Here is a 14202-nt window from a genome sequence, read left to right as displayed (position 1 = left end):
AAGACCCTCCTAAGGTGTATTCACAAAATCATTATACGTATCAATCGTCAGTGGAAAAATGCGCACTGACTTCTTTAATAAAAATTCAATCGTTTGACGCAGTGTCGCGACAACGGCCGCTTCGAGCGACTGCTCCGCTTCTGTCCGCAGGCGATCGACACCTGGATAGTTCCGATTCGGTTCGATGGCGTCGGCCACGAACAGGATTTGGTCGAGACGAGACATTCCGGGTTCTCCTGTTGTATGGTTCCGGATCGCAGAAAGTACATGCGGGTCCAAGTCATACTGTCGAGCCAGCAACACTGCTCCCACCGGCGCATGCAATAACTCGTCCCCGTATTGAAGGAGATTCGGATCAAGCCCCTCATCGATGACGATTTGGCGCATCTTTTCCGTGTCGAAGTATTTCGCATAATCATGAAGCATCGCAGCAAGACGGGCTTGTTCAATATTTTCGCCATATTGATTCGCTAAGCGCTCCGCTGTCTCGACCACGCCGAGCGTATGGATATAGCGTTTTTCTGGCAGCGTCTGTTTAATCAACTCGTGTGCTTCTTCAAACGTCATACAACTTATGCTCCTTCACATACGTCTCGACTAACGTCGGGACAAGATATTTGATGGACTTGCCTCGTTTCGCCCTTTCACGGATATCCGTCGACGAGATTTCAAGCTGTGGCATGTCAATCGTGCGTACGTCCGCCTTCTCTGGAATCAAATAGCGCGTGCCAGGGCGAGCGACCGCTCCGAACGCGACGAGACGGATGAGCGTTTCGTAGTCGTGCCACGATTCGAGCGAGACAAGCGAATCCGCTCCAATTAAAAAATAGAACGTATCGTCTGGATGTTGTTCAATCAACCGCTTCATCGTTTCCACCGTATAGGATGGCTCACTCCGTTCAAATTCAATCAGGTTCAACTTGAAGTCTGACTGATTTTGAATGGCACGACGGGTCATCTCGATTCGGTCGTCAGCCGAGCTGAACCCGACTTTGTGTGGTGGAATCGCAGCCGGCAAAAACCAGACTTCGTCGAGTACAAGCTGTTCGCGAGCTTGTTCGGCGATTAACAGATGACCGAGATGCGGCGGGTCGAACGTGCCCCCCATCAAACCAATCCGGCTCATGGGAGTTTGATTTGGCGATTTTCTTTCTCTGTCGCCTCTTTGTATAAGACGATGACTTTTCCAATGACTTGTACGACTTCAGCCTTTGTACCTTCTGACAATTCGCCAGCCACGTCTTTCGGCGTGTCCATGCAATTTTGAAGTACTTGGACTTTGATTAACTCACGTTTCTCAAGTGCGTCCGAGATATCTTTACACATCGCTTCACTTACACCATTTTTCCCGACTTGATAAATCGGTGAGAGATGGTGCGCTTCTGCACGTAAAAAACGTTTTTGTTTACCTGATAGCATAGTATATTATTCCTCCAATAATCTTTCGATTAACTTCTTTCCGATGGTTTCGTCCGGTTTCACGCCCGTCCATTTCTCGAACGAGAGCGCGCCTTGCCCAACGAACATACCCACACCTGTCACAACGACTGCCCCGCGATGTTCCGCTTCTCGAATCATCGGTGTGATGAGTGGACGATATATGATATCACAAACGACGGTGTTTTGTCGTAATCCTTCTAATGAAAGTGGTGTGGATTGATTGTCCATCCCGACCGATGTCGTTTGAATGACGACATCATATCGAGAAATGTCGACCTCATCGAACGTCGTGTACGCGACTCCGAACGTGTCGGCGAGCACTTTTGCCCGTTCGACTGTCCGATTGACAATCGTCACGTTGCGCGTCGGGAGAGCTTGTACGATCCCGCGGGCGGCGCCTCCTGCACCGACGATGAGAACACGTCCTGTAAAGTCTGTGAATGGCATCAGCGCTTGGACGAGACCGGCACCGTCCGTGTTCGTCCCGATGAGTTGCCCGTCTCGTTTATAAACCGTATTGACGGCACCTGCTAACTTTGCCGCATCATCGAGCTCGTCAAGATGACGAATGACCGCTTCCTTGTATGGAATCGTCACATTGAATCCGTCCCATCCCCCGTCTCGCATCGCTTCAATCAAGGTAGAAAGTTCGTCCGGTGCGGCGTCAATCGCCTCATAACGCCCGAAAAGCCCAGACGCCCTCAACCACTGCTCGTGCAGCTTTGGAGAGAGCGAATGAGCAATCGGGTGACCGATGACGGCCAGATTCATACGAGCGCCTCGCGGAGTGTTACAGCGACGCCTTTTGGAGCCCACGCTGCAATACGGCCGCCTTTACCGTGAATCGAGACCCATCCGAGACCGCTGAACACGATATCAGTCTTCACACCATCTCGTAAGCTGAATTCGTGACGGACGAGTGGTGGTAACATTTCAAGTGTCTTCTCGTTCGGTGGGTTGAGCATTTTCCCAATATGTTGGTCATAGAGCTCATCCGCGCGTTCGAGTTTCGTACGGTGTGCTTTCAACTCGTTCGACATATAGATGACGAACGACCGTTTATTGCCTTCCAAGTAATCCAAGCGTGCCAAACCGCCAAAGTAAAGCGTCTGTTGCGGGTTCAATTGGAACACGTGCGGCTTGATTTCTTTCTTCGGCGTGATCGTCTTCAAATCTTTTGCATCGACATAGTGTGCCATTTGATGACGGTTGATGATCCCTGGTGTATCGTACAGGTTCGCATCATCATCGAGCGGGATGTCGATCAAGTCAAGTGTCGTACCCGGGAAATGACTGACGGTGATGATGGCTTCATCCTCTTCACCGAAACGTTTGATCACCTGGTTGATGAGTGTCGACTTTCCGACATTTGTACAACCGACGACGAAGACGTCTTTGCCTTTCCGGTAATATTCAATTTTCTCAGCAAGCTCATCGATACCGTGCCCTTTTTTCGCACTGATCAAATGAACGTCGATCGGGTTCAATCCGAGCTCTTTTGCCTCTGCCTTCATCCAGTTCGCCATCCGGTTCGGGTTGACCGACTTCGGTAACAAGTCGACCTTGTTCCCGACTAACAGTACGGGGTTCGAACCGACAGAACGTTGTAGACCCGGCAGCCAGCTGCCATTGAAGTCAAAAATATCGACAATTTTGATGACGAGCGCTTCTTTTGAACTGATGCCGTTCAAGATACGTAAGAAATCATCATCTGATAAATCCACGTCTTGAACTTGGTTGTAGTGCTTCAATTTGAAGCAACGTTGGCAAATGACAATCTCACGGTCAAGTGCCGATTTTGGTGCATAGCCGACTCCGTTCGGGTCTTCCGTTTGAATGGCTACGCCGCACCCAGCGCAATATCGTTTAGTTTCTTCCATAGTTGTACTTACTGCCGTTTAGGTTTCCCCTTCTTCATTCACCGTAGCACCTCGCTGCTACTCCTGAAGCGTTAATTCCGACGCCTTGGTCGCCGTACATCGGCAGCCTCCTTCTTTCTGTGCGTTCGAGGTCTTATTCATCTTTTTTATGTGAATCTTCGGAACGTGGATGCATCGCCTCACCGATTTTTTCAGCGACAGCAACTTTTGCACGCTGTGCGTCAACGGCAAGCTCTTCCACTTTTTTCGTGATCAATACGTACTTCCCACGACGCTTCATGTGCGCGAAGACCACCTTCTCAAGCATCCGGTTGAATTTCGTGACGAGCCCGTCCGTTTTGACGACCGGTTGCACATGGATGACATGAATGCCCGCCATATTGGCACCGAGCACGTCTGTAAACAGCTGATCCCCTAAGAAAATAGCTTCTTTCGGCGAATAACCATATTTCGAGAGCGCTTCTTTAAACCCAGATGGCAAAGGCTTTCTAGCACGAGCGACATAATGAAGGCCGAGCGGCTCCGTAAACGTTCGTACACGATTCTCATTATTATTTGATACGACAATCACATCGAAACCGTATGATTTTACTTTTTCAAGCCACATCAATAAAAGCTCTGGCGCATGTGGGACATCCCACGCGACGAGTGTATTATCAAGGTCCGTCAAAATGACACGTACCCCACGGTCTTTCAATTCTTGTAAGTCGATGTCAAACACAGTCGCGACGAACTGTTTCGGATAAAGTCGATTAAACACGTAAAATTCCTCCAATTAGCTAAACGATTCAACTACTTATACAAGTATTGATATCCCTTCTATGGTAAACGAAAACCGACCAAACGACTAGTCTATCGTTCGGTCGGAAGAAAATTATTGTAAAATTAGTTGGTTTTGAATGTCCCGATGACTTCACCGAGTCGAACCGGACCCATTTTTTCACGTTCTAATTGAACGGCATCTTTCTCAAAACAGAGGACGACGGTCGAACCGAATGAGAAGTATCCGACTTCTTGCCCTTTATCGGCTTGGTCCCCCTCGAGCGTCCATTCAATCGTGTTCACGTTAAGGGCACCCACCATAATATGTTCATACGCTCCGACCGGGCTGTCAAAGCGTGTCACACGACGGTAGTTGCGCGAGAGCGGTCGCACCGTCTCGGTCAATCCGAGCTCATTAACCGGTGCTGAGCGGTCACCGAGCTCGTAATGGCTGAGCACGCGGCCGGCAAGTGGTGTGTGGACACGGTGATAATCGCTCGGGCTGAGATAGAGGACGACGACCGTTCCGCCAGCGTAACGGCGCGCTTCTTGTTGTGAACCGAGAAGTTCCGCAAGCGTATACGATTGTCCTTTCACTTCAAAGCGGCTATCTTCCGAAATTAACTCAATGACCGATAACTTCCCGTCACAAGGTGATACGAGTGTGTCGGTCGATTCATCAATCGTCCGTGCGTCAGGCTTCAAATGACGCGTGAAGAACGCATGCAGTGAAGGATAAGCTTGTAGCGGTTGCTCCGCTTCCTCTACCGCAATGTGATACACTTTTGCGAACGACGGAATCAAATGACGACTCACTCCTGATTCTGCGAAGCGTTTAAGGCGTGAGGCAATCCAAGGAGAGGCGTTTAGCTCAAATAACGTTTGATAAAAACGACGTTTCATTCCTCTTTGGCCTCCTCATTTTTAAAGAATGTCTCGTATTGTTGTTCCGAGACCGCACCTTCAATGCGACCGATTTCTTTTCCATCCTCAAAACGGATGATTGTCGGTGTCCCATTGATGCCATATGTTTCCCAAACATTGTGGTCTGACAAGTTGATTGAAACCGCATCGTATTCTTCGATGAGAGGTTCGACATAAGGCTTCACTTGCTCACAATATTCACAGCCAGTTTGCCAAAAGTAAGCGACGACCTCTCCCTCTTTATCTAACCTTTGCTGCAATTCATCTGCCGTGACGGCATTGGCACCTTCTTCTTCATTAGCACCGTTCAAAAAGAACAACAAAGCGATTCCGATGACGATAATCGCTCCGATGATGGCGAACGTCATGAAATTCGCACGTTTTTCAGGATTTTTCATATGTTAGGCCCTCCTCTAATAATGATGAAAGAAAAAAGACTGACTCATGCACGAGTCAGTTTGATTGTAGACGGCTTACTTCTCTTGTGCAACGTCGCTAATTCCCATGTCTTGGTTTAAGACATCGAGAATTGCAACGAAGAATGTGATGGCCACGCCAAATCCTGTCGCGAGCATCGCGTTGTACTCTACACCATCAACAGCAGAAATGATAAATACCGCTGTATTCGAGAGCACAATCGCCCAGATCAATGTCACTAAATAACGCATTGAACGTCCCCTCCATCTCACAGATGATTCGTAAAAATTCATACGACATTAGTATAGCATTGTTCGTATAGAATATGCGACTTCGATTGTATATTCTTTCCGTCCAATCAAAAAATGTGATACGGTCGTAGAAACATCATTGTGAAGAAAAGAGGATGACTAATGTCACGTTATTTAATCGCAGTTGATTTAGATGGTACGTTGTTAAGAGATGATAAAACAATTAGTGAACGAAATCTCCGTGCCTTACAGGCGGCGCGTGAAGCTGGACATGAAGTGATGATTGCGACAGGGCGACCGAAGCGTCACTCACTCATGTACTATGAACAACTCGGACTAACGACACCGCTCGTCAACTTCAATGGCGCGCTCGTGCACCACCCGAAAGATGCGAATTATGCGGTCACACACCGACCAATCCCGCTCAAGACCGCGCACGACATCATTGAGGAAGTAGCGGATACGAAAGCACATAACATCGTCGTCGAAGTGACCGACCACGTTTATTTCCAAAAGGATCCGCAAGAGTTTTATAGCCCGTACGCAGAACGTGCGCTCAGTGTCACATCCGGCAACCTGTTGACCCATCTACAAGATGAACCGACGTCACTCCTGATTCACGCGACTAAAGATCACGTCGCGCACGTCCGTTCACAACTCGATGATATTCATGCAGAAGCGGTACTGAATCGGCAATGGCGCATGCCCGAGCATATGATTGAAGTGATGAGTAAAAACACGTCGAAAGCACTCGGACTAAAGGAAGTCTCGAAGCATTTAAATATCGACCGAAAGCACATCATCGCATTCGGTGACGAGGAGAACGACCTTGAGATGCTCGACTATGTCGGCACAGGTGTTGCAATGGGGAATGCCATCGACCAACTGAAAAATGTGGCCAACGAAGTGACCGCTTCGAATATGGATGACGGAATCGCCCTCTTCCTAGAAGAAAAACTCGGCATCAAGGCATAATGAAAGCACCGACTGCAAAGTCGGTGCTTTCATTATGATTCATATACTTTTTTAGCGACGGAACGTCCCTTCGACGTCCTCTGTCGGCAAGATATTGATCCAAACAGTTGGGTCGGCATCTTTACAAATACGTGTGATTTCACGAACCTCATGTCGCTGCGCGACCATCATGAGCGTTGCTTTCTCGACTTTCGAATACGTGCCGATTGCCGGCATGAGCGTGATACCACGGAACACGTGTTGATGTAGTTCCTTTGTCACCTCATCCGGATGATTCGTCACGATAAACAGCGTCTGACGCTGTGTGTTCGTATAAATCTCATCGATGACTTTTGATGTCACGTACAAGAACACGATTGTATAGAGTGCCGTCGGCCATCCGAACAATGCCCCTGCAGCGAGCGCGATCATCATGTTCATTAAGAAGAGATAAACCCCGACCGAGTTGTTTGTAAATTTCGCCAAAATCAAAGCGACGATATCAAAGCCCCCTGTTGAGGCACCATATCGAATCGTAATTCCCGATCCAATTGCCAAGAGCACACCGCCGAATACGGCGTTTAGTAACGGGTCGTCCGAGAGAAGCTGCGATTGCGGAAGCATACGGATGAACAACGTGACCGAGGCAACACTGACGAGCGTATGGATCATCATGTTCCGGCCGAGCATAAAATAACTGACGACGAGTAGTGGTGCATTCAGAATAAAGAACCAGAGCCCTTCCCCTAGTTCAAACGGTGTGCCCGCTAACAATGTCGTCAAGATTTGGGCTAGACCTGTAAATCCCGTCGAATAGACGCCAGCTGGAATTAAAAATAATGTCATGGATAAGGCAACGAACAATCCTCCGATAATCGAGACAACCCCGATTCGTGTATGTTCTTTAACGGCTTCCGTCAAGCTTCAACTCCCCTTTCTCAAAATAGCTAAGAATCAAGATAACATAGATTATTCATACTGCATACAGCAAATATGCATGAATTCTCATAAGTTTGATACACAAAAACAAGCCGACCTCAGTCGACTTGTTCATATAAAGCAATTGATCACGCTTTCACTGTTTCAATTGTAATCGAATCATCAGCAGGTACCGTTATCTCATTTCCGTACACATGAATCGTTACATCTGACCCGCCCGTTTGTTTGATCGTCACTTGTTCACGTGATGAAGTGACCGTCAAATGATGACCACGCCAGAGCATGTTGAACGAGTAGCCGTTCCAACCTTTTGGAATCATCGGACTGAACGAAAGATTATCTTCTTTGATGCGCATTCCTGCAAATCCATGAACGATTGACATCCATGAGCCGACCATCGATGTGATGTGTAAGCCATCTTCTGTGTCGTTGTTGTAGTTATCGAGGTCAAGACGTGCCGAACGTTGATACAATTCGACCGCTTTATCTTCATATCCGACTTCTGCCGCGATGATCGAATAGACACATGGCGACAAGCTCGACTCGTGAACCGTACGTGGCTCATAGAAATCAAAGTTCGCTCGTTTCTGCTCGACTGTGAAACGGTCACCGAACGTGTAGAGTCCTTGGAGAACGTCCGCCTGTTTGATGAAGTTCGAACGGAGGATTCTGTCCCACGACCAGTTTTGGTTGAGTGGCAAGTGTTTCGGATCGAGGTCTTTCACTAAGATCTGTTCTTTATCCATGAAGCCGTCCTGTTGCATGAACACGTCTGGAACGAGGTCGTCTTTCGGGTAGTACATTTTCGCCTGAATGTCCGCCCACTTCGCGAGTTCTGCGTCCGTGATGCCGAGTGTCGATACGAGCTCATCGAGGCGTGCAGGCTCTGCTTCTTTCAAATAGTTGTACACTTCTTGCGTGTATTCGAGTGTCCACGCGGCAATCAGGTTCGTGTACCAGTTGTTGTTGACGTTGTTATCGTATTCGTTCGGACCTGTGACGCCTAGAATCATATATACGTCTTTGTGCGGCACAAAGTTGACACGGCTAGCCCAGTAACGCGAGATCTCGACCAATACTTCCAGTCCGTATTGTCCAAGGTACGATTTATCGCCTGTGAAGTTCGTATAATTGAAGATGGCGTGGGCAATCGCACCGTTTCGGTGAATCTCTTCGTGTGTAATTTCCCACTCATTGTGGCACTCTTCCCCGTTCATCGTGACCATCGGATAAAGGGCACCTTCCATGCCGACATTCTTCACAGAATTCTCTTTCGCCTGTGGTAATTGGTTATGACGATATTTGAGCAAGTTCCACGAGACTTCCGGTTTTGTAGTCGCCAAATAGAAGTGGAGGCAGTATGCTTCTGTATCCCAATATGTCGCACCACCATATTTCTCACCCGTGAAACCTTTTGGACCGATGTTAAGGCGTGAATCTTCACCTGTATACGTTTGATACATGTTGAAGATATTGTACCGGATGCCCTGTTGCGCTTCGATGTCTCCATCGATGCGGACATCTGCATCTTCCCAACGCGCAAGCCATGCTTCTGTCTGATCAGCGAGAAGCGTCTCAAAACCTTTTTCAAACGCTGCTTCGACACGTGTCATCCCTGCAGATTGCAACTCGTCAATCGTATGGTCACGGTTCGTCACGACAGATACGTATTTATATGCAGTCGCCGTTTCGCCAGCTTCCGTATGGACGGTGAATTTGTTCGCCACGAACAAGTCTGTCGCTTCAAGCACTTCACAACGCGCACCTTCCACGTCTGCAATCATCGATGCCGTGACATGCCAATCGAGTTTTTTCGTCTTCGTCGTCACGAAGCCAAAGCGCTCTTCGACACCACTTTCGACCGGAAGCCAGAACTTCTCGTCGTAGTTTGAGTCTTCGTTGACGACATCACCGTCTAAATATGGGGTGAACTCGATTTTAGCTTTATAGTTGACTGGTGTAATGTTATAGCGGATTGCCAAAATTTCTTTGTCGACGATTGAGAAGAAACGGACGACTTCGACTTTCGTCTCTTCTGTCCCGTTCATCAACGTGAACGTCCGTGTCAAAACACCACGCTGCATATCGAGCTCGCGTGTAAAGTCTTTTACTTCCCATTTTGCCAAGTCGACTGGTGTTTCATTAATCGCGACGCGTAGACCGATGACGTTTGTCGCATTCAACACTTTGGCAAAGTACTCAGGATATCCGTTCTTCCACCAACCGACACGTGTTTTGTCCGGGTAATAGACACCCGCCACGTAGAATCCTTGGTGCGTATCATTCGAGTAATCCTCTTCAAAGTTTCCCCGCATCCCCATATGCCCGTTTCCGAGCGATGTGATTGATTCAGCAAGGCGGTTTTCTTTCGGATGAAGACCTTCTTCTGTTACTTTCCATTCATCGACTGCAAACAATCGTTTCATCTGTCTGCCACTCCTTTTTCTCTACAAGGCTACCTTCGACAGACAACTAGTTCGTGCAACCGTTTGTCTATGAAAGCGCTGTATTTAATCTCACCTTTCATTTTACACAACTGAACTCAGAATGCAATCGTTTGCATAAAACTTTTTCTTTCTTTTTTTTTCACATTTTTTCAGAAAAAAAAGACTGCCTTTTGCCGAGGCAGTCTAAATGAATCATCATTTATGGTCTTCTTGATTTTCACCGAACGCGGCATTCGCTTCATGTCCTTCAAAAACATCGCTCCGTCCATCATTGAATCCCGTATCGGGTTCGTCGATGATGAGAGCGTATCCACCTTGCTTGACTTGTGAATGCGCATGATCCACCTCATCATTTGAGATGCCTAAATCACTAAGAACTTGCTTCACGTCTTGACTCTTTCCTCCTTGGATGTTGTCTAGCCAAGACGTATCGCCTTCTTCCACTTTTACGTTTGTCTCACGCTTGACGACCCGAACCTCGTCTTCCTGCTCAGTCACAACGTATAATTCACCTTCATCATAGCCATTTTCTTTCAGCTCATTGATTTTGGAGAGAAGATTCCCTTTTGTTTCATATGTTCCGACAAATCGTCTTTTACTCATATTAATCCTTCCTTTCGATTTCAGTTCATTCTTGAAAGATGTTCCCTTCTTCTTTTAGCTTCAATCACCAGGATATGCAAAAAACGACCTCGCTCACGCGAAGTCGTTTAGATCATTCAAGAATTCGATTCAAGTGTCTCCACCGTCTTGCTATCCTTCTGTCCGCACGATTGACGTACGACCAGATAATGAGGCACGATGACGCGTTTCCCATAAGGTGGGGCACTATCACTAATCTGTTCAATCAAACAGTTCGTCGCTTCGAATCCAAGACCGAAAATATTGATTTCAACCGACGTGAGTGGCGGATTGGAGTGCTCTGCGATATAGACATTGTTGAAACTGACGACGGCGACGTCTTCAGGAATTTTAAGTCCCATCTCACTGAGTGTGCTGATGACACCGAGCGCCATCATATCATCACTGACAACGACGGCCGTTGGTGGTTCTTCGTTCTGAAGTAACTCACGGACAGCCATCGCTCCGCCTTTCGTCATAAATTCAGCACGTGCAATATAGTCTTCACATACCGGAATGCCCGCTTCCATGAGGGCGGTCGCATAACCGTTCCGACGGTCTTGTGTCACCGCAAGTTTGTCCGATCCACCGATGAAGGCGATTCGACGGTGACCTAGGTTGTAAAGATGTTTCGTCACCTCACGACCGGCAAGATAGTTGTCCGTATCGACATATGTGATCGAAGAAGCGTCCCCGAACGGCTTCCCGACCACGACGAACGGAAACTTCGTTTGACGTAAATATTGGACGACTTGGTCGTCTTCCCGTGAATAGAGGACGATCACGCCGTCGACACGTCGTCCTTGTACCATTTCAATGACACCGGACAGTACTTCTTCCTCTGTCACTCCAGTTGTCATATAGAGAGAGTATCCATTTTGGTGCGCCTTCGTGCTGATACCTCGCAACACTTCAGGGAAAAATGGATTTTGGAGCGTTTTTGTCGCCGCACTCGGCATGACGAGACCAATCGACTGCGTTGAGCGGTTCGCGAGACTTCTCGCATGAATGTTTGGATGATACCCTAGCTCTTCCATCGAACTTCTAACCCGTTCTTTTGTCTTTTGGCTGATTCTTGGGCTGTTGGCGATGACACGAGATACTGTCGACGGCGCGACGTTCGCATGCTTCGCAACATCTTTGATTGTAATTTGCATGGTGTTCCCCCCTGCTTCCGTGAATTCATACCTTACGGCGTTTCATTTCTTTATTTGCGGCGCTTCCACATGACCAAACCTGTCAAGAAAATCGGAATCGTGACGACAAGTAATCCCATCATCCATGGATTTACCGATGACTCCTCAACAATGTAAGCGTTCGCACTTTCACCAGATAGTTCAATTGTAAACGTTCCGCGCCGATCTGTGACCAGTTGTGAGAATAATAGACCGCGAAGTCTCGTATCTTCCCCGATTTCATTGACATCGATTTCAATCTCTCGATCCTCGCTGTTCATGTTGATTGCATATAACGCGATGCCATCTCCATCTTTCCGCTCAAAGACAGCCATCCCATCTTCGGATGCAATCATGCGTTGTTCACCAGTCGCAAATACTGGGTATTCTTCACGCATGCGATTCATCGTCGCCATGTATTCATGCAATTCTTCATTTCCCGGGAATTCCGTCATAACACGGTTCGCCGGGTCGGCTCCGCCGGTCTGTGCATTTTCTGTTCCTTGGAAGACGATCGGCATGCCAGGTGACGCATAAAGCGCGAACAACCCGAGGCGTAACCGTCGTTCTGCTGACTTCACGTCGCCGAGTTCTGCCATATGCATGAAACGTTCGACATCATGGTTATCGAGGAACGTCGCCATTTGGTTCGGGTCGTTGAAGAACGTTTCTGCATAGCTTGCGGCAACATCGATTTCGTCGACATTCGCCTGTTTTTGCGTCATCGTTTTCGACACCCGATCATAAAACGTAAAGTTTGTGATGCTGTTGAATCCAAGATTATCATATTGTGCGACATATTTCGGATCCGGGTCGAACACTTCGGCGAGTAAGTAAAAGTCAGGGTCGACCGACCGAACACCTTCGACAAAGTCTTTCCAAAATGCTTTGTCGACGTGACGAACCGTATCGAGGCGATAGCCGTCGATGTCCGTCTCTTCGATCCAGTACTTCGCCGCGTCAATCAAATACGACTTGACTTCCGGATCCTCTGTTTTGAAGTCAGGTAAGTCGAACAACCAGTGCGTCTCGACTTGCTCCTGGTCTTTCCAAAATACGATTGGTAGTTGCTCGTGGAACCATTCCGGCTTTTCTTCCACCCATGGATGGTTCGGACCGACGTGGTTGACGACGAAGTCGAGGATGACTTTCATGTCTCGCTTGTGCGCCTCAGCGACGAGCTCTTGTAAATCCTCTTTCGTCCCAAATTGCGGGTCGATGTTGTAGAAATCTTTTATCCAGTACCCGTGATAGCCGTCCGGCATATTTTCAAAGACGGGTGTTAACCAAATCGACGTGAACCCGAGTGACTCGATATAATCGAGTTTTTCAATGACTCCACGGATGTCCCCGCCATGAAAAGCTTTCGGATCGTCTTTGTCTACCTGTTCATTGTTGTCGGGGTTCCCGTCAACAAAACGGTCGACCATAATAAAATACATGCGTTCTTGTTCCCAAGTAGCAGCTTCCTTTGCTCCGACGATAGTCGGAAACAAAAGAAGCGACAGGAGCACGAGCACGACGCCTCGTCTCATATCGCTTCCTCCTTTTACGAGTATTATCCTTTCGTACCACCCGCTGTTAGGCCAGAAACGAAGTAGCGTTGGAACATGAAGAACAAGATGACGATCGGGAGGGCTGAAAGGACAGCACCTGCCGCGAACAACGTGAAGTTGTTATCAAATTGTTTCGAGATCATGTTGTAAAGACCAACTGCCAATGTTTGTTTCTCTGGTGAACGAAGGACGAGCGATGCCAAAATAAAGTCGTTGAATGGTCCCATGAAGTTAAAGAGAGCAATCGTTGCGACAATCGGCTTCGCAAGCGGCAAGATGATTTGCCAAAAGATTCGGAGGTGACCGGCACCATCCATTCGAGCAGCTTCGTCAAGTTCTTTCGGAATCGTGTCGAAGTACCCTTTCGCCAAGTACGTGTTCATCGGAATCGCACCACCTGCATAGAGCAAGATGAGCGCTGTATGTGTGTCAAGAAGACCGAGCATGTTGAGCAATACATAAATCGCGATGATTGCAACGAACTGTGGCACCATTTGAAGGACGAGGAACAAGACGAGCGAGTTTTTCCGTCCAACGAAACGGTAGCGCGAGAAGACGTATCCAGTAATCGTTACCAAGATGACAGAGAGTGCCATCGTAATGAAAGCGATTTTTAACGTGTTCACATACCATAAACTATAATCCGAAATCGTTAAATCAAACAAGTTTTTGTAGTGAACAAATGTCGGGTTTGAAGGAATAATCGTTGACGTAATCGTACGCCCCGGGTTGAACGATGTACCGACAACCCAAAGCATCGGATAGAGAATGATGACCGACGCAAGCGTCAAGATAACATACGAGATCGCCAAATTGATTCGTTTTTGTTTTTTCAT

Annotated in this window: 16 protein-coding genes; 1 reads left to right on the top strand and 15 read right to left on the bottom strand. The window is 47.8% G+C overall.

Annotation, left to right across the window (positions count from 1 at the left end; all coding sequences use genetic code 11):
- Nucleotides 1–9 precede the first annotated feature (9 nt).
- The 9 genes from yqeK to KNO98_RS08885 form a co-directional block, all read right to left on the bottom strand.
- Complete coding sequence (yqeK, locus tag KNO98_RS08925) at nt 10–567, bottom strand: bis(5'-nucleosyl)-tetraphosphatase (symmetrical) YqeK (protein ID WP_214700548.1); 558 nt, start codon at nt 565–567, stop codon at nt 10–12.
- Complete coding sequence (locus KNO98_RS08920; protein WP_026826613.1) at nt 557–1126, bottom strand: nicotinate-nucleotide adenylyltransferase; 570 nt, start codon at nt 1124–1126, stop codon at nt 557–559. Before KNO98_RS08920 ends, yqeK begins: the two co-directional genes overlap by 11 nt.
- Nucleotides 1123–1419: a ribosome assembly RNA-binding protein YhbY gene (gene yhbY, locus KNO98_RS08915; RefSeq protein ID WP_026826614.1), complete on the bottom strand. Its 297-nt coding sequence runs from the start codon at nt 1417–1419 to the stop codon at nt 1123–1125. The genes KNO98_RS08920 and yhbY overlap by 4 nt, the downstream gene beginning before the upstream one ends.
- A gap of 6 nt (nt 1420–1425) precedes the next feature.
- A complete protein-coding gene (gene aroE / locus KNO98_RS08910) occupies nt 1426–2211 on the bottom strand; it encodes a shikimate dehydrogenase (protein WP_214700546.1) in 786 nt (261 codons plus the stop codon).
- Entirely contained in the window at nt 2208–3320 is a 1113-nt protein-coding gene (gene yqeH, locus KNO98_RS08905) for a ribosome biogenesis GTPase YqeH (RefSeq protein ID WP_026826616.1), read from the bottom strand. Before yqeH ends, aroE begins: the two co-directional genes overlap by 4 nt.
- A 133-nt stretch (nt 3321–3453) precedes the next feature.
- Nucleotides 3454–4080, bottom strand: a complete 627-nt coding sequence (locus tag KNO98_RS08900) for a YqeG family HAD IIIA-type phosphatase (protein WP_026826617.1) — start codon at nt 4078–4080, stop codon at nt 3454–3456.
- 125 nt (nt 4081–4205) lie between these two features.
- A complete protein-coding gene (locus KNO98_RS08895) occupies nt 4206–4985 on the bottom strand; it encodes a phosphatidylserine decarboxylase (protein WP_214700544.1) in 780 nt (259 codons plus the stop codon).
- The gene (locus KNO98_RS08890; RefSeq protein WP_214700542.1) at nt 4982–5404 is read right to left on the bottom strand and encodes a thioredoxin family protein; all 423 of its coding nucleotides are present in this window, start codon (nt 5402–5404) and stop codon (nt 4982–4984) included. The genes KNO98_RS08895 and KNO98_RS08890 overlap by 4 nt, the downstream gene beginning before the upstream one ends.
- A gap of 75 nt (nt 5405–5479) precedes the next feature.
- The gene (locus tag KNO98_RS08885; protein ID WP_026826620.1) at nt 5480–5674 is read right to left on the bottom strand and encodes a YjzD family protein; all 195 of its coding nucleotides are present in this window, start codon (nt 5672–5674) and stop codon (nt 5480–5482) included.
- A gap of 162 nt (nt 5675–5836) precedes the next feature.
- Here KNO98_RS08885 and KNO98_RS08880 point away from each other — a divergent pair, with 162 nt between their 5' ends.
- Nucleotides 5837–6649, top strand: a complete 813-nt coding sequence (locus KNO98_RS08880; RefSeq protein ID WP_214700541.1) for a Cof-type HAD-IIB family hydrolase — start codon at nt 5837–5839, stop codon at nt 6647–6649.
- 51 nt (nt 6650–6700) lie between these two features.
- On the opposite strand, the gene KNO98_RS08875 is transcribed toward KNO98_RS08880, so the two are convergent.
- From KNO98_RS08875 to KNO98_RS08850, 6 genes are all read right to left on the bottom strand, one after another.
- Nucleotides 6701–7549 (bottom strand): YitT family protein, encoded by an 849-nt coding sequence (locus KNO98_RS08875; protein WP_026826622.1) that lies wholly within the window; start codon nt 7547–7549, stop codon nt 6701–6703.
- A 146-nt stretch (nt 7550–7695) separates the two neighbouring features.
- Nucleotides 7696–9993, bottom strand: coding sequence for a glycoside hydrolase family 65 protein (locus KNO98_RS08870; protein ID WP_214700540.1), 2298 nt, complete (start codon nt 9991–9993; stop codon nt 7696–7698).
- A gap of 216 nt (nt 9994–10209) precedes the next feature.
- A complete protein-coding gene (locus KNO98_RS08865; RefSeq protein WP_026826624.1) occupies nt 10210–10617 on the bottom strand; it encodes a YflT domain-containing protein in 408 nt (135 codons plus the stop codon).
- Nucleotides 10618–10733: 116 nt separating this feature from the next.
- On the bottom strand, nt 10734–11792 hold the full coding sequence (locus KNO98_RS08860; RefSeq protein WP_026826625.1) for a LacI family DNA-binding transcriptional regulator: 1059 nt from the start codon (nt 11790–11792) through the stop codon (nt 10734–10736).
- 50 nt (nt 11793–11842) lie between these two features.
- Entirely contained in the window at nt 11843–13345 is a 1503-nt protein-coding gene (locus tag KNO98_RS08855; RefSeq protein ID WP_214700539.1) for an alpha-amylase family glycosyl hydrolase, read from the bottom strand.
- Nucleotides 13346–13368: 23 nt separating this feature from the next.
- Entirely contained in the window at nt 13369–14202 is an 834-nt protein-coding gene (locus KNO98_RS08850; protein ID WP_026826627.1) for a sugar ABC transporter permease, read from the bottom strand.

The organism is Exiguobacterium sp. s57 (assembly GCF_018617685.1).
Taxonomy (GTDB): Bacteria; Bacillota; Bacilli; order Exiguobacteriales; family Exiguobacteriaceae; genus Exiguobacterium; species Exiguobacterium marinum.
Note: the sequence above shows the minus strand (reverse complement) of the source record. Positions and strands in the feature narration are given on the sequence as shown.